17 protein-coding genes are annotated in these 19,550 nt (G+C 67.8%); 8 read left to right on the top strand and 9 right to left on the bottom strand.

The features are described from left to right. The first annotated feature begins 33 nt into the window (after positions 1-33). Positions 34-702: a glycerophosphodiester phosphodiesterase gene (locus tag NOW55_RS01295; RefSeq protein WP_256398240.1), complete on the top strand. Its 669-nt coding sequence runs from the start codon at positions 34-36 to the stop codon at positions 700-702. A gap of 3 nt (positions 703-705) precedes the next feature. Here NOW55_RS01295 and NOW55_RS01290 read toward each other — a convergent pair whose 3' ends face one another. Beyond that, positions 706-1,101, bottom strand: coding sequence for a secondary thiamine-phosphate synthase enzyme YjbQ (locus NOW55_RS01290; protein ID WP_256398239.1), 396 nt, complete (start codon positions 1,099-1,101; stop codon positions 706-708). 72 nt (positions 1,102-1,173) lie between these two features. On the opposite strand from NOW55_RS01290, the gene NOW55_RS01285 reads away from it, so the two are divergent. Then, positions 1,174-2,694 (top strand): DUF7827 domain-containing protein, encoded by a 1,521-nt coding sequence (locus tag NOW55_RS01285; RefSeq protein ID WP_256398238.1) that lies wholly within the window; start codon positions 1,174-1,176, stop codon positions 2,692-2,694. Positions 2,695-2,714: 20 nt separating this feature from the next. On the opposite strand, the gene NOW55_RS01280 is transcribed toward NOW55_RS01285, so the two are convergent. Genes NOW55_RS01280 through NOW55_RS01265 form a run of 4 tightly spaced genes read right to left on the bottom strand, consistent with a single transcriptional unit; the run spans position 2,715 to position 10,372 of the window. After that, entirely contained in the window at positions 2,715-4,718 is a 2,004-nt protein-coding gene (locus NOW55_RS01280; RefSeq protein WP_256398237.1) for a SpoVR family protein, read from the bottom strand. Then, the gene (locus NOW55_RS01275) at positions 4,711-6,021 is read right to left on the bottom strand and encodes a YeaH/YhbH family protein (protein ID WP_256398236.1); all 1,311 of its coding nucleotides are present in this window, start codon (positions 6,019-6,021) and stop codon (positions 4,711-4,713) included. The genes NOW55_RS01280 and NOW55_RS01275 overlap by 8 nt, the downstream gene beginning before the upstream one ends. Then, on the bottom strand, positions 6,012-8,300 hold the full coding sequence (locus tag NOW55_RS01270; RefSeq protein WP_256398235.1) for a PrkA family serine protein kinase: 2,289 nt from the start codon (positions 8,298-8,300) through the stop codon (positions 6,012-6,014). Before NOW55_RS01270 ends, NOW55_RS01275 begins: the two co-directional genes overlap by 10 nt. Then, positions 8,300-10,372, bottom strand: a complete 2,073-nt coding sequence (locus NOW55_RS01265) for a PrkA family serine protein kinase (RefSeq protein ID WP_256398234.1) — start codon at positions 10,370-10,372, stop codon at positions 8,300-8,302. Before NOW55_RS01265 ends, NOW55_RS01270 begins: the two co-directional genes overlap by 1 nt. A gap of 1,017 nt (positions 10,373-11,389) precedes the next feature. Between NOW55_RS01265 and NOW55_RS01260 the strand changes: the two genes are divergently transcribed. The 3 genes from NOW55_RS01260 to NOW55_RS01250 are packed head-to-tail and all read left to right on the top strand — an operon-like array spanning position 11,390 to position 13,120. Continuing rightward, positions 11,390-11,788, top strand: coding sequence for a DUF5820 family protein (locus NOW55_RS01260; RefSeq protein WP_256398233.1), 399 nt, complete (start codon positions 11,390-11,392; stop codon positions 11,786-11,788). 25 nt (positions 11,789-11,813) lie between these two features. Continuing rightward, positions 11,814-12,266, top strand: coding sequence for a UPF0179 family protein (locus NOW55_RS01255; RefSeq protein ID WP_256398232.1), 453 nt, complete (start codon positions 11,814-11,816; stop codon positions 12,264-12,266). Then, on the top strand, positions 12,263-13,120 hold the full coding sequence (locus tag NOW55_RS01250; RefSeq protein WP_256398231.1) for a hypothetical protein: 858 nt from the start codon (positions 12,263-12,265) through the stop codon (positions 13,118-13,120). Before NOW55_RS01255 ends, NOW55_RS01250 begins: the two co-directional genes overlap by 4 nt. A gap of 46 nt (positions 13,121-13,166) precedes the next feature. Here the strand turns inward: NOW55_RS01250 and NOW55_RS01245 are convergent, their stop codons facing one another. Then, complete coding sequence (locus tag NOW55_RS01245) at positions 13,167-13,949, bottom strand: M14 family metallopeptidase (RefSeq protein ID WP_256398230.1); 783 nt, start codon at positions 13,947-13,949, stop codon at positions 13,167-13,169. A 131-nt stretch (positions 13,950-14,080) separates the two neighbouring features. On the opposite strand from NOW55_RS01245, the gene NOW55_RS01240 reads away from it, so the two are divergent. Further along, complete coding sequence (locus NOW55_RS01240) at positions 14,081-14,800, top strand: helix-turn-helix domain-containing protein (protein WP_256398229.1); 720 nt, start codon at positions 14,081-14,083, stop codon at positions 14,798-14,800. A gap of 91 nt (positions 14,801-14,891) precedes the next feature. Here NOW55_RS01240 and NOW55_RS01235 read toward each other — a convergent pair whose 3' ends face one another. After that, on the bottom strand, positions 14,892-15,908 hold the full coding sequence (locus tag NOW55_RS01235; RefSeq protein WP_256398228.1) for an Acg family FMN-binding oxidoreductase: 1,017 nt from the start codon (positions 15,906-15,908) through the stop codon (positions 14,892-14,894). 157 nt (positions 15,909-16,065) lie between these two features. Here NOW55_RS01235 and NOW55_RS01230 point away from each other — a divergent pair, with 157 nt between their 5' ends. Beyond that, entirely contained in the window at positions 16,066-16,872 is an 807-nt protein-coding gene (locus NOW55_RS01230) for an SDR family NAD(P)-dependent oxidoreductase (protein WP_256398227.1), read from the top strand. A 25-nt stretch (positions 16,873-16,897) separates the two neighbouring features. Here the strand turns inward: NOW55_RS01230 and NOW55_RS01225 are convergent, their stop codons facing one another. Together NOW55_RS01225 and NOW55_RS01220 are read right to left on the bottom strand one after the other, a co-directional pair. Then, positions 16,898-17,122: a hypothetical protein gene (locus NOW55_RS01225; protein WP_256398226.1), complete on the bottom strand. Its 225-nt coding sequence runs from the start codon at positions 17,120-17,122 to the stop codon at positions 16,898-16,900. 81 nt (positions 17,123-17,203) lie between these two features. After that, positions 17,204-18,043: a proline dehydrogenase family protein gene (locus NOW55_RS01220; protein WP_256399329.1), complete on the bottom strand. Its 840-nt coding sequence runs from the start codon at positions 18,041-18,043 to the stop codon at positions 17,204-17,206. A gap of 199 nt (positions 18,044-18,242) precedes the next feature. Here NOW55_RS01220 and NOW55_RS01215 point away from each other — a divergent pair, with 199 nt between their 5' ends. Then, positions 18,243-19,547 carry an ABC transporter substrate-binding protein gene (locus NOW55_RS01215; protein ID WP_368407680.1) on the top strand — a complete coding sequence of 435 codons (1,305 nt, stop codon included), beginning with the start codon at positions 18,243-18,245 and terminating at the stop codon, positions 19,545-19,547. Positions 19,548-19,550 lie beyond the last annotated feature (3 nt).

Below are 19,550 nucleotides of genomic sequence, written 5' to 3'. Positions count from 1 at the left end.
ACGCGTAATTGCGCTCGGAGCGACAGGGCGCGTGTGCGACTCATCGCCCACCGCGGGTTCGCCGACGAGGCACCCGAGAACACGCTGGCCGCGCTCGAACACGCCGCCAGCTCCGACGCCGACGTGATGGAGCTCGACGTGCGACGGTGTGCCAGCGGCGAGGTGGTCGTCCACCACGACGGGACGGTCGACCGAGTCACCGACGGAACGGGGCGGGTCGCCGACCTCACCCGGGACGAACTCGCCGCCCTCGACGTCCTCGGCTCCGGCGAGGGCGTCCCGACGCTCGACGAGGTCCTCGACGCGGTGCCGGACTCCCTCGCACTCAACGTCGAGTGCAAGGAGGTCGGCGTGACCAGCGAGGTCGCCGAGACGCTGGCGAGCCACGACGGCGACGCGATGCTCTCCTCGTTCGAACAGGCGGCCCTCGCCGAGGCCCGCGACGCCGCGCCCTCGGTTCCGACCGCCTTCCTCACCGACAGCCTCCGGAACCGACCGGTCGCCACGGCGGTCGAACTCGGCTGCGACTACGTCCACCCCCACTACTTCCTCCCGCTGCTCTCGAAGCTCGTCCCGCGCGCCCACGACGCCGGCATCGAGGTGAACGTCTGGACGGTCCACTCACCGAGCATCGTCCGCCTGCTCGGCCTCTGTGGCGTCGACGGCGTGGTCAGCGACCGCAGCGACGTGCTCGGGCGCTGACGCCTACCCCTCGAGCACGCACACCTCGACGGTCCGCCGCCGCGGACCGTCGCACTCGACGAACAGCACGGACCCCCACGAGCCGAGTTCAGGCTTGCCGTCCTCGACGGGGGTGGAGATGTCCCGCCCCGCGACGGTCGCCCGCAGGTGCGAGTCGGCGTTGTCGTCGATCTCGTCGTGCCGCCAGCCGTCGTCGGGCACCAGGTCGGCGAGGAACGCCTCGATATCCTCGCGGAGCCGTGGTTCGCCCTCCTGCACGACGATTCCCGCCGTCGTGTGCCCGGTCGCGACGGTACAGAGCCCGGTCGCGTCGTCCGGGATTGCAGCGCGGACGCGGTCGGTCACGTCGACGGTGGTCAGGCGCTCCTCGGTCTCGACCGTGAACTGCTCCCTGTGCATGGGTGCCGGTTCGGTGGCCGACAACGAGAACCTTCTTGGCGGGGAAGGAGTAGGTGAGTGGTAACACGACAGATGGCACGGGGGCGCACAGTAACCTGCGTCTGCCTGCTCGTCGTCGCGGTGGTGGCGACGGCGGGTGCGGCGGGCACGGTGGCGGGAGCCGAGGGCACGGCGACGGGAGCCGAGGGCACGGCGACGGGAGCCGAGGGCACGGCGACGGGAGCCGAGGGCGCTGCGGTCGACGCAGCGACGAGCAGCGGGTGGAGCGCCCCGCAGGACGTGAGCTGGCCATCACAGGACCTGGGCCAGCCCTCACAGGACGTGGCCCGGCCCTCACAGGACGAGGGCTGGTCCGTGCCGAACGGGACCGACGAACAGCCCGGGGACGTGGTGCGGATTCCGGTCGGGTTCGCGGGCAACGAGACGGAGGCGACGGTCGTTATCGAGAACGAGAGCCTGGGCTACCGACTCGTCGTGCGGGTGGTCGACGAGAACCGCGACGGCGTCGCCGTCCTCAACTGGAACACCTACCACGCGGGGAGCGTGCCGGCGGAGGCCGTCGCGAACCGGACCGTCGCGGCCGACGAGCCCGACCGGGTGCTCGACGCACGGCGGACGACGCCACAGCGCGACGGACGGCTCGACGAGGGCCACTACACCGTCTCGGTGCGTCACGACGACAGCGTGGTCGCCGAGGACGTCGTCGTGCTCGAATCGGACCCGCTCCGGCGCTCCTCCATCACGGTGCTGGAGGGGCCGCCACTGGCCGACGCCTCCACTGCGTTCGCGCGGTCGGGTATCAGCGGGACCATCGAGCAGGACGAGTGGCTGTTCGTGCTCGTCGAGCGCCAGAGCATCCACGGATACGTGGACGGCATCGAGGACCTGACCGGCAACGGCACCGACGGCGTCACCTTCCACATCACCCGGGGCAGCGACGGCCCGATGGTCGACCTCTCGAACGCCACGTTCCTCCACTTCCCGCAGCACGACGAGTTCGTCGTCGGCGTCCCGCCGAACGCGACGGTGTTCGAGCCCGACACCGACTACGTCGCACGGTTCGTCGTCGCGCGGTCGAACCCCTACGCCGGCGGCGGGCAGGTGAGCTCCTCGACCGAGTTCCGCGTGCTCCCCGCGGGTGCCCAGCCCGACCGGCCCGTCCTCGAGGTCGTCGACGTCCGGGCACCCGAGACCGTCATCGAGGGCCGCGAGGCCACCTTCGCGGTGAGCGTCGTCAACAGTGGCGAGCGCGAGGGCACCGCGACCGTCGTCGTCGGTCTGGAAGGGACGAACGTCACGCGGGAGGTGACGGTCGGCCCGCGCTCGCAGGAGACCGTCAGGGTCGCGTTCGACACCAGTCCGCTGACCGAGGGCGTCACCCGGTGGGACGTCCGTATCGCGGGCGGCGCACGTACCGTCACGGGCGAGCTCGAGGTGCGGCTGACGAACGAGACGCGCATCGAGGACCCGACGCTGGTGCCCGGCCCGCGACGGACGAGCGACGGCGGCCAGCCCGGCTTCGGCGCGCTCGCGGCGCTGGTGGGACTGGGTATCGGTATCGGCGGGCGGGTGCTCGCGCTCCAGCGAGAATAGGGACCGGTCGCGGGGCGGGCTCAGGCGAGCCAGTCCTCGGGCTTCGTGTCGTAGTCCACGTCGTCCGCCGCGAGGTGCTCGACGTCCTCCCACGGCACGTCCTGCTCGTCGAACCCCTCACCGTCGTAGCGGAGGAGCCGCCCCTGTTCTTTGGGTTCGGGCTCGCGGTTCCGGCGACGGGCGACCTCGCGGTCGTGGTCCGAGACCTCCTTCACGACGGTCAGGAGGTTCACGGGACGGCCCCAGAGCTCGAAGACGCGTTCGAGCGTCTGCTTCGCCTGCCGGACGTCCAGCATGACGCCGTTGTACTCGTGGCCGAGCAGCAGTTCGTTGCGGTTGTTGTAGTTACCGTCGTACACCGCGATGGTCGGCTTCCCGAAGTTCGTGAACTGGAGCAGCAGCTTCTTCTTCACGTCGGCGGCGTCCTGGCTGGCGACGCGGTACTGGCCGGTCGCCTCGGAGTACTCGTAGGTGAAGTAGCCGTTCTCGTCGATGAACTCCTGGCTGAGGAACTCGTCGACGAACGTCACGTCGTTGTGGCTCCGGCGGACCTCGCGCATCCGGTCCCAGCCGGCCGCGTAGTCCACGTCGGCGATGGCCTCCTCGACGCTGTCGTACACCTGGTCGTCGAACAGGTAGCGCCCGATGCGCTCCAGGTCGGACTGGCTCACGCGTTCGAGGAATCCACGGTGGGGCCGCCGGACGAGCGAGTAGTGTCGCCGGCACATCCCCTCGTAGGAGAGCACCTTCCACGGGTACCGTTCGACATCGACCTCCCCGTCGATGGCCCGCTCCAGCGCCTCGCGGTCGAGGTACTCGTCGGGCAGTTCGGCGACCGCCGCCAGCGAGTCGGCGTCGATGCTGTCGAGCGCGGCGGGTGGCTGGAGGAGCTCACGCACCTGCGCGAAGTCGACGTTGTCCTTGAGGTTCCGCCACGTGATGCCCTTCACGCGGAGTATCTTGTCGAGCACCTCGCGACGGTTGGTGGTGTTCTCGACGTACTGCCAGAGCTCCTTGCCGAGGCTGTAGGGGTTGAGCCCGGGCGAGCCGAGCACCGCCGACATGTGGTCCGCGTAGTTCAGGAACTCGTCGTCGCCGGCGAACCCCTCGTCGGTCATCATCCGGGACTCCCAGATGCTCGCCCAGCCCTCGTTCATGATCTTCGTCATCTTCTGCGGGGCGAAGTAGTACGCCTCCTCCCGCATCATATCGAGCACGTCGCGCTGCCACGGCTCCATGTCGGCCGCCTTCTCGGCCTCGGGGTCGTACTGCTTGCCGTGGGTGCGCAGGAACGCGATGACGTCCTTCTGTGGCTCCTCGGGGAACGTCGCCGGCGGTTCGTCGCCGTCGAGCGCGTCCAGCCACTCGTCGTCGAACACCTCGCGGCGGACCTCCTCGGAGAGTTCGAGGTCACCCAGCCTGTCGGCGAGGTCCTCCGGGTCCAGCTCCTCGGGGTCGTCGACGACCGAGCTGACGGCCTGGTACGGACGATGCTGGTCGATGTTGTCCTCGAGGGTGAGCACGTTGTCGATCCACTTCTCGACCTCGGCGCGCTCGATCTCGGGGTCCTGCATGTACTCCGAGATGGCGCGGGCGTGCCGTTCGAGCATCGCCGCCGCGTTGGGCGTCCCCTCGGCGAACAGCTGGAACCAGTCGTTGTTCGCGAAGAAGTCCGAGTGCGCCTCGACGTGGGTGATGACCGCCTTCTGGTCAGCCAGCGTGTTCGACTCCTGCAGGAACGCGTGGGCGGGGTCGTCGTTGTTGACGATCTCGAACGCCTTCCCGCCGCTGTACTGGCCCTGCTTCTGCTGGCGGTCGTACTGCATCCCCCAGCGCCAGTGCGGGTACCGGTGCTGGAAGCCGCCGTATGCGATGAGTTCGTTCATCTCGTCGTAGTCGACGACCCAGTAGTTCACCTCGTACGGCGAGAGACCGAACTTCTCGGCGAGGTTGCGGGCCTCCGCGACGTGCTCCCGCAGGTCGTCGGCGATGCGCTGTTTCTCGATCCTGTCTGGATTACTCATCGGAATCACCCTCCGTGGAGAGGATGGTGTAGATCGCGTCGGTGACGTCCTCCGGCCCGGTGACGTACGCGACGGCCACGTCGTCGCTGCCGCCGAAGTGCGACTCCAACTCCTCGGCGTGGGTCGCGTTGATTGCCGTCCCGGTCGGCTGGGTCTCCACGTAGGCGTGGAGGTTCGCCGGGATGGACTCCATCAGCGGGATGACCCGCTCCCCGGTGTCGTTGCTGGAGTTCTCGGAGTCGCCGGCCGCGAACACGTAGCGGTTCCAATCGCTGAACGGGTACGCCTCCAGCAGCTCCGCGGCGAGCTCGTACGCCGAGGATATCTTCGTCCCGCCGCCGGAGCGGATGCCGAAGAACTCCTCGCGCTCGACCTCCCACGCGTCGGCGTCGTGGGCGATGTAGATGAACTCCGCGTTGTCGTACTTCCCGGTGAGGTACCAGTCGAGCGGCGTGAACACGCGCTCGACCAGCTCCCGTTTCTTCTCGCGCATCGAGCCGGAGACGTCGCGGATGTTGACGACGACGACGTTCTTCTCCTTCTCCTCGATGATCTCGGGGTGGCGGTAGCGCTCGTCCTCGCGGCGGAACGGGACGTGCTTGATCCCCTCCCGGCGGATCTTCTCGGTGACGGTCTGGCGGTCGACGTTCTCCTCGACCTCCTCGAGGGAGGCCCACTTCGTGCGCTCCTCGCGCGGAATCTCGTCGTAGGCGTCGTCCAGCCACGCCATCGAGACGGGGAGGCTCTCGCCGCGGGCCCACTCGAACGCCTTGCGCGGGCCCCAGCCGTCGATCTTCAGCACCTCGCGCAGGAACTCCTCGTCGAAGTCCATCGCGAGCTTGCGCTTGAGCCCCTCCTTGAACATCCGCTCGAAGTCGAGCGTCGAGTCCGGACCGCTCCGGGTGATGTCCGTGAACGGGCCCTCCTTCTCCTCGACGACGCGCTTGCCCTTCGGTTCGAGGTCGAGCCCGAGCTCCTCGTCGAGCTCCTCGGCGAACTCCTCGGGGTCCATCTCGTAGTACTCGTGCTCGCCGCCCTCCTCGCCGGGGTCGCCCTCGTCGCCCTCGCCGGGCTGTGGCTGGGGCTGGCCGACCGGGTCGCCGACGTCGGCGTCACCCTGACCGACGCCGCCCTGGTCGCGGCGGTCGTACTCGAAGCTCGGGAGGTCGACGATCTTGATCGGTATCTTCACCTGGTCCGCGCCGCTGCGGCCGAGTTCGCCGTACTGGATGAACTCCTTCAGGTCCTCGCGTCGCTGTTCGCCGACCTCCCGGAACCGGTCGAGGTCCTCTTTCAGTCCCATCTGTATGCCACCTGTCCCATGACGTGTCTGCTGGTCAGTTCGGCCGACGCCTCGGAGTACCCCTGCAGGTCGACCATCGCCGCGATGGTCTTGGCCTTGAGGTCGGCGGTCTCCGTGCCACTCGGCGGGTCGTCCCACTGGCTCGGGTCGAGGTCCTCGTAGGTGCGACGCACGTCGTCCCAGTCGTTCGACTCCAGCACCGCCTGCACGACCGGGATGGCGGCGAGGTCGACGTCCTCGATGGCGAAGTCCTCGTCGCGGTGCTCCCAGGCGTGGCGGTTCAGCGCCGTGATGATCTTCTCGCGACGGAACGCGGCGACGGCCTCGCTCGGCTGGTCGCCCTCGTACTCGTCCTCGTCGAAGCGGCCGAGGTGCTCGACCTCGAACACCTTCATCTTCAGCGGGTCGGGCTCCTCGCGCTCGCCGCGGTCGTTGACGATGGGTTCGTCCGTCTCCCACGCGTAGACGTGCTCGACGTACTCCGCGACGGTCGCCTCGTCGACGGTGCTGTCGTGGAGCATCGCATCGACCACGTCCTGCTCCTGGGCGTCGAACACGTGGTTCTTCACCTGGGCGACGCGGGACTCGAACTCGGTGCGCTCGCCGGTCGAGAACACCGGCGCTTCGACGAGGCGCTCGACCATCGCGTTCAGCACGTCACGCGGCATGAGCACGTTCTCGACGGGCAGGTCGGCGTGGTGGCGGTCGGTGTCCTCGTGGAGCAGGTCCGCGAGCACGTCCCGGGTGTACGTGACGGGGATGCCGTGGCTCCCGTCTTTCGGGTCGGCCGCGAACTCGAACTCCTCGGCGTCGCGTCGGGTGTCGCCCTCCTGCAGGTAGCCACGGTCGAACAAAATCGCCTTGTCGACGAGGTCGAGCCCCGTCGGCAGGTCCTCGTCGTCGAGCCGGGTGACGACGCTGTACAGCGCCGCCGCCTCGATGGCGTGCGGGGCGAACTCCCGGTCGGTGAGCCGGTCCGCCGAGCGCTTGACCGACAGCGTCACCGGCTGCCGTATCTTCGCGGCGAGGTCGTCGTACGACTCGGCGGTCCAGACCGACGTCTCGCCGGTCAGCTCCCGCCGGATGAGCTCCGTCTCCAGCGAGAGGTTCGTCAGGTAGGTGAACTCGTGCTTGTCGAGCCGGCGCTTGAGCGCCTTCAGCGGGTCCATCCCCTGCCTGTCGGAGTGCTGGTTCAGCGTCGCCTCCAGGTCCGGATTCGAGATGATGACGAGCTGCGTGTCGACGTCCATCCCGATGCCCTTGTCGAGCTTGACGGTGCCCTCGTCGGGGACGTTCAGCAGCTTCTGGAGGAGGTCTGCGTGCTGGGCGGCGTCCTCGACCACGGTGAGGAGGCCGTTGCCCTGCGAGAGCACGCCGTCGTAGGAGAAGGCCTGCGGGTTCTTCCGGCCACGGGAGTCGAGCTTCTGGAGCATCCCCCGCATCCACGAGCCGACGAGGCGCTCCTTCGGCGAGCCGTCGTCCTCGCTGTGGAGGACGCCGATACCCTGGCCCACGTCGACGACGTAGTTCTTCACCCGGAGGTGGCGGCTGTCCGCGATGGCCGAGAACAGGTCGTCGCGGCCGTCGCGGCGGTAGCGCTCCTCCAGGTAGTCGTACGCCTCGCGGCTGAACGGGTCGAGTCGCTCCTCGACGCGGACGGGGACGTCGGAGTCGACGCGCTCGTTCATCTCCGCGAGCAGGTCCGCGCGGACGGACTCGGGGAACACCGACAGCGGGTGCGCCTGCACCGGGGACTCGTACCAGTCGCTCTCGTCGTCGCCGCCGAGGTCGTCGCCGTAGCTCAGCCCGCGGCTGCTGCCCTCCGCCGCGGCCACGTTCCACTCGACGGTGTACCTGCGGCCCGCGGGCGTCTTCGAGTACTCGCGCAGGCCGTTGACGAGACAGCGTTTGAGCTCGGACTTGCCCGTTGCAGTCGGCCCGTCGAACCAGAGTATCTTCTCGTGCTTGCCGCGCCCGGCCGCGATGGAGCGCAGGTCGTCCACGAACGAGTTCAGTACGTCCGTGTTGCCGAGCACCGCGTGTTCGCCGTCGTTGTACGGGTCGTCGAAGAACCGGTAGCGCTCCTTCTCCTCGCCCTCCTCGACGACAGTGCGGGTCCCGGCGGCCTCGATGGCCTGCAGCAGGTACTTCGAGGCGTGGGCGGCGATGGAGGGCTGTTCGAACGCGCGGTCGACGTACTCCGCGAGGCTCATCGGGGCCTCGTACGTGTCCTCCAGCGCGCGGTCACTCGCCGTGACGTAGTCGTCTCCGGTGCTCATCAGTCTTCCATCTCTGCTTTGGCGACCTCGGCGCCGGCGAACTCGAGCACCTCCGTCGCGCCGTCGCGCGAGTAGCCCTGTTCGATGAGCGCGTCGACCCACGAGTTGCGCTCGTCGTCGTCGGTCTCGTTGGCGCTCACGAGGGCGCTGAAGTTGATGTTGTGCTTCTTGTCCTCCCAGAGCTTGCGCTCGAGGGCACGGCGCAGGCGCTCGTTGTCCTGCGGGTTGAACGTGTCACCCTCGCGTGCCCGCCGGGACACCCAGTTCGAGACCTCCTGGCGGAAGTCCTCCTTGCGGTCCTCGGGGATGTCGAGGTTCTCCTCGATGGAGCGCATGAACTTCTCGTCGGGCTCCTGGTCGCGGCCGGTGATGTCGTCCTCGATGGTGTCGTCGTCGATGTAGGCCATGACGTGGTCCATGTACTTCTCGCCCTGCCGCTGGATCTCGTCGACGTCGTACGCGAGTGCGTGGCGGACGTCCTCGATGGCGCGTGCCTTGTACTCCTCGCGGACGAGTTCGAGGTAGCGGTAGTATGTCTCGAAGTTCTCCTCGGGGATGGAGCCGTGGTGTTCGAGGTTGTCCTCGAAGAAGTTGAACACCGTCAGCGGCGAGAGGAACCCGCGCGTTCGGTGCTTGGAGTCCATGATTGCCTCGGCGATCTCGTCGCCGATGAACCGCGGCGAGACGCCCTCCATGCCCTCACCGATCTCGGCCTTGGCTTCGGCCTCGTCGCGGAGCTTCTTGACGTCGATGTCGTCGCCGTCGTCTATCTCCCCGTTGTAGGCCTTGGCCTTCTGTATCATCTCGACGGTCCCGGTGTCGGGCTCCTCGATGCGGGTGAGCACCGCGAACAGCCCCGCCATCTCCAGCGTGTGGGGCTCGACGTTGATGTCGGGCACGTCGGCGTTGTTCAGCATCTTCCGGTAGATGTCGGCCTCCTCCTCGTAGCCCAGGACGTACGGGAAGTCGATGCGCTTAGTCCGGTCGTTGAACGCCTCCATCTTCTCGTCGCCCTTCTTGTCCTTGTACTCGGGCATGTTCGTCCGCCCGACGATGACCTGGTCGATGTCGATTCTGGGGTTGTTCTTCGGCTTGATGGTCATCTCCTGGGTGGCGTGGAGGAAGTCGTAGAGGAACTCGCGCTGGAGCTTCAGCAGCTCCTCGCCGGAGAAGATGCCGCGGTTGGCGTTGCAGAACGCGCCGGAGTAGTCGAACGACCGCGGGTCGCTCTCGCCGTAGATGGCGATCTTGGAGTAGTTGACGTCGCCGGTCAGCTCGGTCTCGTCCTGGTTCTTCTTGTCCTTCGGCTCGAACGTCTCCAGGCACTGGCGCTTGTTCTCGTCGGCGGTCAGCCGGATGACCTCGACGTGGTTCTGGAGGACGGTCTCGAGGTCGTCGTCGTACTCCTCCAGCAGCCGGTCCATGTAGAACTCCGACTCGGGGTCGAGGCTCTGCTCGTTCCGGATGGTGTACGGCGCGTCGTGGACCTCGTTGAGGTCGTCGAGGACGGCCTGGCGCTGGCGCTTCGGCAGGAGGACCAGGGGGTCCTGGTTCATCGGCGACCGGACCACGTCGTCGGCGGGGTCCTGGTCGCGGATGACGTCACAGAGGTTCGTCCACCGGAACGTGTACATCCGGCCGTCGTCGCGCAGGGTGTAGTCCTCGAAGTACTGCCGGACCATCCGGTCGAAGTGCGATTTCCCCGACCCGACCGGACCGAGCAGCAGCTTGATACGGCGTTCCGGCCCCAGTCCGCGCGCCCCGGATTTCACCTTGTTGACGAACTCGTGGATGGACTGGTGGATGACGTTCCCGTAGAACGTGTTCTCCCCGTCGTTGAGCGGGTCCTCGGTGGCGAGTTTGTACTTGACGATGCCCTCGCGCTCGTCGTACTCGGTGCCGTAGAAGTCGAACATGTCGGCGACGCGCTGGTGCGCGTTCCGGGCGACCAGCGGGTCCTCGTACACCTCGTCGAGGTACCACTCGAAGGGCTTGGTCTCGCGCAGGTCCGCCGGTATCGACTCCTTGTAGTCGGTGCTCAGTTCCGCCAGTGATTCTCTGGTGTCGGTCATGCTATCATGGGTACGCTGGTCGGGACCGGCGACTCGCACACCGGGCGGCCGGGTGCGCTCGCACGTCGCCGTCGGTCCAGAACGGCTCGGTCACCCCTGCCACGGTCGAACCGTCCGGTCGATTCGTGTCGTCTGCGCGCCCGCCCTGGCCGCGCCCCATCCGTCCGGACGTGATTCGTGACATGTGTGAACTCGTGACACTACCGGGTGCGTGACGGCCACTCGACGGTGTTCGAGACCGTGGGGCCGCCACCATCGGCAGTGCGGGGGGATACCGAGTGGTGTCCCTAGTTCAGATGCGGACGCGCATAAGTTTGACCCCAACAAATATTTAGCTGGACCAAAACTCACTTTAAAGGAATCGGTTTGTTCGCGGGAGACAGTGCTCTCTCTACCCGCTGTTCACCGGAGATAGCGGCGTCATTTATATACTGGCCGATGGTCACACCGACCGACGCCCACGGTGGAACCCCATTCCTGCCGGCCACGGGCCCGCCTGCGACGGTCGCACCCGCAGTACGAGGTAGCGCGGACCTACCGCGTCTGCACGTCGGGCCCCGCCGTCCCGGGGCGGTTCCAGGCAGCGACGGCTTTCCCGCCGGGACGGTGCGTGCCACTTGCTCACGTGGGGGCGCTCCCAGGTCCGTTTCTTCGTGTGGTTCTCGTGCATCGGACGGACGACCGTGGATGCCACCGGGGCGAGGGGCGACGGGGGAGTGCGGGCCCGACGCCACCCCGCCGTCCGAGCTGTTGCACCCCCAAGATGTATCTACCAGAACTGCAACTCCATTTTAAATGAGTCGGTTCGCTTGCGTTGAGCGTGTCACTCCAGCGACCCGTCTCGACCGGCTGTCGAGAGCTATTTATATACTCGTGCGGGTAGCGGGGCTCTCTCGCCTGTTCACGGCTGTTTCGGGCCACGTGGGCTCGCGCGGTTCGTGTCCACGGTGATGCCGGGCGATGCCCCCGTCGTCACGGACCGGGAGTCATTAACGCCGCCACCGCCTACCCGTGGCCATGAGCGACTTCGCCGACCTGCCCGACGGGTGGGTCGTCTGGAACGAGGAGCCGGACGGGCACTGCGTCCTCGCCTACCGGCCCGACGTGTTCGACTCCACCGAGTTCCCCGCGCCGTGTCTGCCGACGCTGTACCTCACGCGTGGCCGACGCAACCACCGTCGGCCGGGCGTCTCGCGCGAGGACGCCGTCTCCGGCGACTGGTACGTCACCCTCAATCTCGAACCCGACGTGCAGCTGCAGGAGACGAACCGATACGAGGACCGGGAGGCGGGCGTCGACGGCACCATCGAGCTCGCCCGACGGTTCGCCGACGGTGAGATCGACCCCGACGACGTGTACCAGGTCCCGCGCGAGGAGTACGTCGAGAAGCTGCGGGAGCTGACGGGACAGTCTTAACCGGAGCCCTCCCGTACCCGGGACCATGTCAACCGTCACGCTCATCGGGGCCAGACTCGCCGACTCCGGCGTGGAGTTCGTCTACGAGGGCGAGTCGAGTGCCTGCGAGGGCTGTCCGTACCGCAGCCAGTGCCTCAACCTCACCGACGGCGTGAAGTACCAGGTGACGGACGTGCGCCAGAACGCACAGACGCTCGACTGTGCCGTCCACGACGAGGGCGTCCGCGCCGTCGAGGTCGAGGCCGTCGGCGTGCGGGCGAACGTCCCCTCGCGGCAGGCCTACGCCGGCAGCAAGGTCGAGCTCGCCGGTCCGTGCCCGCACACGGACTGCCCGAGCCACGAGCTCTGCGAGCCGGACGGAGCCTCACTCGACGGTGAGCACCGCATCGCCGAGGTCGTCGGCGACCCACCCCACGAGTACTGCCACCTCGACCGCGACCTGACGATGGTCGAGTTCGCGCCCGACGAAGACGCATGAGCGAGGAGCCGGACGACGAGCCCACCGAGGACGCAACGGACGGCTCCTCGGAAGGCACGGACGGGGAACTCGTCGAGAACACCGTCGCCGCCCAGCTCGACTCCCAGGACGCCACCCCTGCCGAGGACGTGCTCGCGGCCGGGCTCTCGCCGCTGCTCTCGCTCGGCTCGCAGGCCGCGGGGGCGCTCGGGCTACCCGAACCGACCGTCCTCGCCGACGACGTGCTGAGCCGACCGCCCGAGGACCGGTTCCGGTCGTCGGCGAGCCGGTACGCCGACCGGTTCGACGTGCCGCTGCTCGCCGCCGACGGGCTGTCAGACGCCGGAGACGACCTCCCGGTCGACGACCCGTTCGTGACCGCCGTCGAGACGGTCGTCCGGAACGCCGGCCGCTGGCAGGGCCAGCTGCTCGCCCAGCTCGTGTACGAGCCCGACGACCCCGACCCGTACCTCGCGCTCGCGGTGCTGCTCGAACGGCTGGAGCGTGCCGCCGTCGGCGCGAAGGCGGCCCACGAGACGGGCTCCGACACCGAACACCTGCTCTCGACCGGCCTCGCCGTGCTCGCCCGGCTGGTCTCGCTCGTCGAGACCGACGCGACAGTCGACGACGACACGTACCGCGACGCGGTGCTGGCGAGCTACCACGTCGAGGTCGCAACCGGCGGCGAGCCACGGTTCGACCCGGCCGAGCGGACCGACCCGGAGTGCCGCCGCATCGTCCGACTCCAGGGTGCGTTGCTCGCGTTCGACACGTTCGACCGACCGGCCGACGAGGTCGCCGCGCTGACCGGGGTCGGCCCGGAGGCCATCCTCGCGGCCATCGGCCGGCGCGACACCGCGGATAGCAGTCCCTGAAGGCAGGACGGAACGACGAGTGACGAACACGGGACGAGCTACCGGCTCAGCCGACGTAGCCGACCCTGTCGGCCGCGTAGCCGAACACGTCCTCGTAACCGGACGAGGACATGAGCACCGGGTAGAACTGCTCGTCCGCGACGACGGTCTCGCCGTCGACGGCCGCGTACGTCTCGCCCTTCTCGACGCGCTGGAAGTTCTCGACGAACACCTCGTACTCGTTCGCGGCCCCCTTCGGGATTCGCCGGACGAGCCGGAACACCGGCGTGTCCCTGGCGGGCGCGACGCCCGGGAGCACCCCGGTCGCGGTGAGGAACGAGAGCACCAGCAGGAAGCCGTTCGCGGCGGCGTCCTCGCTCCCCTGGAGCCCGCACTCGACCTCGATGGTGTCCGGGACGGCCTTGAAGATGCGTCCCTCGACGAACCGCCCGGTCTCGACCACCGACGCGACCGGGAGCCGCGGACAGACCGCCCGGGCGAAGTCGTCGACGCCGTCGACCACCGCGAACGGCTCGGCGTGGGACTGCGTGGAGTGCAGCGCCAGCGTCCGACACCCCTCTATCTCGTGGGCCAGGTCGTACGCGAGGCGCTTCTCGTGTGTCTCACCGTCCGGGTAGCCCGGGAACGCCCGGTTCAGGTCCTCCTCGACGTAGCGGACGCCCCGTTCGGTGGCCTCTTCGTTCGCGAATACCAGCTTGACGGGGCGGCGCACCTCGGGGACGTCCCGCAGCAGTCGCTCGATGGCTCGGATACCACAGGGCTCGTCGCCGTGGATACCGCCGACGATGGCGACCTCGGCGTGGCCCTCCCCCAGCTTCGTCACCTGCATTCGTCACGTCCCAGGGGTCGGGGGGAGTAAAACCGTTCGAACCGGTCGGCGCGATTCGGCCCGTCCCGACCATGGTCGGTCGGGGTCTGTTAGGCCGACACACACAAGACACTGCAGAGGCAGAAAAATCTATGGCGTTGGCCGACCAGACACCGGGAACGAGACTGACGTTGGAACTGTGGCACCCGAACTGCTGGGCGATCGAAGCGACAGACCGACGAAACGGAGGTGTCCTCGCCCACGCGATCTACGACTCGCCCCGAGCCGACGCACTACCGGCCAACACCGTCAACGGACTGTTCACCGCCTACGGCTCGACCGAACGCGAGGTCGAGCGGCTGCTCGACGCCATCCGCGAGACCGACCACGCCGGCGAGGTCCAGGAGCTCCAGCAGCGATTCGGGCGGGCACGCAACGCTCCGGGCAACGTCGTCCGCGAGTTCTTCCTCGAGTACAACCCGGACGACATGGTCTGCCCGACGCTGCTCCAGCACGGCTTCGTCCACAGCGCACCCGTCCGCATCGAGGACGGCCGTGAGGAGTGGCAGGTGGGCTTCGCCGGCGAGCGCACCGAGATACAGGACCAACTCGACTGCGTCCGCGAGGAGGCGGAAGCGGAGGTGACTGTCTCCTCCATCACCTCGTCGGAGTCGACGAAGTCGCCACGCGAGCAGCGCCTCGACACGCTCACCGCCGCACAGCGCGAGGTGTTCGAGCACGCTCGCGACGCGGGCTACTTCGAGTGGCCACGCGGCACCTCGACCCGCGAGCTCGCCAACGACATGGACATCTCGAAGACGACGCTGCTCGAACACCTGCGCAAGGCCGAGGCGAAGCTGCTCGACCCGTAGCGGAGGGACGCGACACCCTTACGGACCTGTTCTCCTGGACCGAGAGCGGTGTCTGACCCCCCAGTCGGTTGCAGCCTCACCCCGACCGCCGTCACCGCAGTACGTCTTCGAGCGGCCGGCGGGGCGTTCGGGTCGATCCGGGCTCGGCGTAGCCGATACGGAAGAGGTGTACGGGCGTCTGGTCCTCGAGCCCGAGCAGCGCGGTCAGTTCGGTACGAAACTCGTCGACCTCCAGTATCTGGCTCATCGGGTGGACCGCCAGTCCCTCGCTCGTGGCGGCGAGGGCAACGCGCTCGAACACCTGTCCCACCCGAAGCAGGGTCGGCACGTCCTCGGACTCGGTAGTCAGCACGGCGACGACCGGCGCACTCGTGACGAGCTTCGAGTTCTTCCGCCCCTCCCGCTCGCCGATATCGAGGTGGCTCACCGCCAGCTGGCCGATGCGGGCCGTCAACCAGCTCGCACCGAGTGCGCCGGTTCCGATCCAGTGGCCCAGCTCCCGTCGGTACGCGGGGTCGTCGAACTGGTGCTCGTCGGCGCGGGTCTGCAGCGTCGCGATTTCCCGTCGCTGTGTCGGGTCGGTCACCAGCTCGAGTCCCAGTCCATCGGTCGCGGCGTACTCCTCGAACCGCGCGAGGACCGACTCGGCGACGGGGCGGTCCTCGAAGGGCCGATGGTTCGTCCGGCGGTTCCCGATGGCGTCGAACAGTTCCGTCTGCACCGCTCCCTCGTCGGTCAACCCTGCCGAATCGAGCCGGACGGTCGCGACGTGCCGAAGGTGGTCCCCGCCCGACGGTGGGGACTCCTCGGACGCGCCGTACTCGACGGTCGGCTCTAGCCCGAACCGCCGGGCCGCGACGACGAGGTTCTCAAGCGCACAGCCGACGCTCAGGAGCAGCTCGCGACCGTCGGGGTCGGCGACGTCGAGGCGTCTGGACTCGTCCGCGTAGACCAGTACCGAATCCTCCGTGACCGCGAACGCCCACGGCTGCGAATTGTGACTCGACGGTGCCAGAATCGCGTACCGGACGAGGAACGTCGCCTGATTCTCCAGGGACTCGCCGGCCGGGAACGACGTCGTGTCGGGTGGTGCTCTGGGAGCTGGCATGAAGGCCTCGGTCGAGGATACGTGAGTCATGCACATAACTACGGTTTCCAGTTCCCATCCATCGGAGACGGGGGCACTGTCGGGCGGCCGGGTGGTGGCGACCCGGGAGACCGACCACCGACGAGTCGATAGCTCTGGGTCGCCATTGTCCGACACGATGGTATCCACGGACGCGGACCGCGTCGTCGTTCTCACCGGTGCCAACGAGGGCATCGGCCACCACATGGCCGCCACGCTGGCCGGGGACGGGTATCGCGTCGCGGGCCTCGACGTGAACGTGGAGAACCTCCGACCGCTCCGGGACCAGTACCCCGACCGGGTCCGCTACCACGAGTGCGACGTGCGGAGCGACGACGACGTCGAGGCGGCGGTAGACGCCGTCCTCGACGAGTGGGAACGCGTCGACATCCTCGTCAACAACGCCGCGGTGCTGCAGTTCGGCTTCTTCGAGAACCAGACCGTCGCGGACATGCAGGAGGTGTTCGACGTGAACTGCTTCGGCTACGTCCGCACCATCCACGCCGTCCTGCCCCACATGCTCGAACGGGACGAGGGCAAGATCCACAACGTCAGCTCCGGCGTCGGTCTGGTCGGCAATCCCGGCCTCACCGCCTACGGTGCCTCGAAGGGCGCGATAGAGGCGCTCACGAAGTCGCTCCGGCTGGAGCTCCGGAACACGGGCGTCTCCTGCTCGGTGATGCACCCGCGGCTGGCGAACACCCGGTCGGCAGCGACGCTCGACTACGACGAGTCGATGATGAGCGACCCGGCCGACGTGGGCCGCAAGCTGGCCCGGAAGGTCGAGTCGACGAAGCCGGTCGTCATGACCGACTGGGTCACGCGAATCGGGCTGGCGCTCGCACGGCGGTTCCCGGTCCTCGTCAGGCGGGAGACCGAGCGGTTCGTGCGAGAGCACGAATCGGGGCGTGAGCCGGAGACGATGGCGCCCGAGCAGGATACCTGAGACGCCCACCCTGTCGTCGTGAGAATCAGTCCCGCCGTCGCTCCTCGTCGAGCCGTCTGGCCTCATCGTGGACCTTGGTCAGCTCGCGGTCGACGTTGCTGTCGCCGCTCCCGTGGGCGAAACGGACCGAAAGGTCGAGCGGCGAGGGGACGAACCGACCCGTCTCAGACTCGTCGTCCGTGCTGTCGTCCTCGCCGTCGGATTCGCCGCCGAACCGCCCGGAGAGCCAGCTACGGAGACGCCGAGACATGTCCGATAGTTGCGGGAGCGAAGACAAAAGCGTACGCACGAGAGCGGGTTCCGAACCGTGAAATCGAGACGGCTGGCGAACTCACCGCCCGACCACGGCCCGTAGCGCGAACAGCGCGTTCGACTTGCGCTCGCGGACCCGCCGGTAGAAGTACGAGAACCACTTGCCGCCGTAGGGGACGTACTGCCAGACCTCGACGCCCTCCGCGGCGAGGTCGAACTGGGCCTCCTCGCGCACGCCCATGAGCATCTGCACCTCGTAGGGGGTGCCGTGTTCGGCGTGGAGCTCGGCGGCGTAGTCGACCATCGCCGGGTCGTGGCTGCCGACGGCGACGCCGTCGTCGAACGCCTCGAACATGAACCGGAGGAGGTCGCGGTACACCTCGTCCACCTTCGCCTTCTTCCGGTAGGCGATGTCGCCGGGTTCGTCGTAAGCACCCTTCACGAGCCGGACCTTCCCCGGGAGGTCGGCGAGCCGTTCGAGGTCCTCGCTGGTCCGTCTGAGGTTCGCCTGCACGCAGACGCCGACGTTGCCCCCGGTCTCGCGGGCGTGGCGCTCGAACGCGTCGAGGGTCACGTCGGTCGTCGGGTGGTCCTCCATGTCGATCCAGACGAACACGCCGTGCTCGTCGGCGACGTCGACGATTCGGGCGAGGTTCTCGCGGAAGGCATCGTCCGAGAGCGAGAGTCCGATCTGGCTGGGTTTGACCGAGATGCAGGCGTCGAGGTCGTCGTGGGCGATGGACTCGGCGAGGTCGACGTACGCGTCGGCGTCGGCGTCCGCGTCGGCGCGGTCGTCGTAGTGCTCGCCGAGCAGGTTCAGGATGACGGCGACGCCGCGCCGGTTCAGCTCGCGGGCGTGCTGGACCGCCTCCGCCGGTGTCTCGCCGGCGACGAAGTTGTTCGCGATGGGTGGTATCATGACATTCATCTGGGTGCTCCATCCCCCTATACCGTGACCCGACCAATTCCTTCTGTGGGCTGGGAAATGAATATATTCCTTGGGTGAGAACAACACACATGCGACGAGGTTATCGTTACCACACACCAAGGACGCGTGGAGGCCCCGACCATGGTAGGTGAGGGGTTAACTCCACCCGTATAATTACTCAGCATAGACCATGACACCAGACAGCACGGGAGATATGGACAGAAGAACAGTACTCAAGGTCGGCAGTGGCGCGGGCATCGCGGCACTGGCTGGCTGTATCAGCACGAACAACGACGACGGCGGTGACACCGACACGCCGACCGATGGTGGTGGCGACGAGACCGAGACGACCGACGGGGGCGGTGGTGGCGGCGGCGGCATGACGTACGAGATCGGGATGGTCGACGCGACCACCGGCTCGCTGTCCGCGTTCGGCCAGCGCAACCAGCGCGGGAAGGACCTCGCGCTCGCCGACGTCAACGAGGTCGGCCTCAAGGACGGCGAGCTCAGCATCATCGTCGAGGACTCCGCCTCCGAACCACAGGGCGGTGTCTCGGCGGCGCAGAAGCTCGTCAACCAGGACGGCGTCCCCTTCCTCATCGGCGCGGTGGGCTCGGGCGTCTCGCTGGCCATCTACGAGAGCGTCGTCCAGGGCACCGACGTGGTCCAGCTCAGCCAGAACTCCACGGGGCTGAGCCTGACCGACTTCCCGGGGCTGCTCCGGATGTCGCCGACGGGCCGGACGCAGTCGCTCGCGCTGGCGAACATCATGGCCGACGACGGGCACGAGTCGGTCGCCGTCACGTACGTCAACAACGACTACGGGCAGAGCCTCGCCGACGCGTTCGTCGCGAACTGGGACGGGGAGATCGCGTACAACAACTCCCACGACCAGGAGCAGCAGTCGTACTCCAGCGTCGTCTCGCAGATGAACAGCTCCGGGGCGGACGCCTGGCTGTTCATCACGTACCAGCCGGAGTTCACCACGATGGTCAACGAGATGTACTCCAGCGGGTACGATGCACCGATGTACGGTGCGGACTCCGTCTCCGGGACGGACGTACTGGAGAACACGCCGGAGGGCAGCATGAACGGCATGAGGATCGTCGTCCCCTCCGCACCGGTCGAGGAGGAGAACTACCAGCAGTTCGCCTCGACGTTCGAAGAGGAGTACGGCGAGCAGCCGACCGTCTGGTCCGCCTACGCCTACGACTGCGTCATCAACGCGGCGCTGGCCATCCAGGCGGCCGACGAGTTCACCGGCGCGGCGCTGCAGGAGACGGTCCGCGAGGTCAGCGGCCCCGAGGGCGAGCAGGTGACCTCCTACGAGGCAGCTCACCAGATACTCGCCGACGGCGGCGGCCCGAGCGACGTGGACTACCAGGGCGTCAGCGGTCCCATCGACTTCGACGAGAACGGCGACCCGAAGGGGTTCCTGCAGATCCTCGAGGTCCAGAACCACGACTACGTCGGCATCGGCTTCATCGAAGGCTGAGCC

Origin of the sequence: Haloarchaeobius litoreus (assembly GCF_024495425.1) — an archaeon.
GTDB lineage: Archaea > Halobacteriota > Halobacteria > Halobacteriales > Natrialbaceae > Haloarchaeobius > Haloarchaeobius litoreus.
Note: the sequence above shows the minus strand (reverse complement) of the source record. Positions and strands in the feature narration are given on the sequence as shown.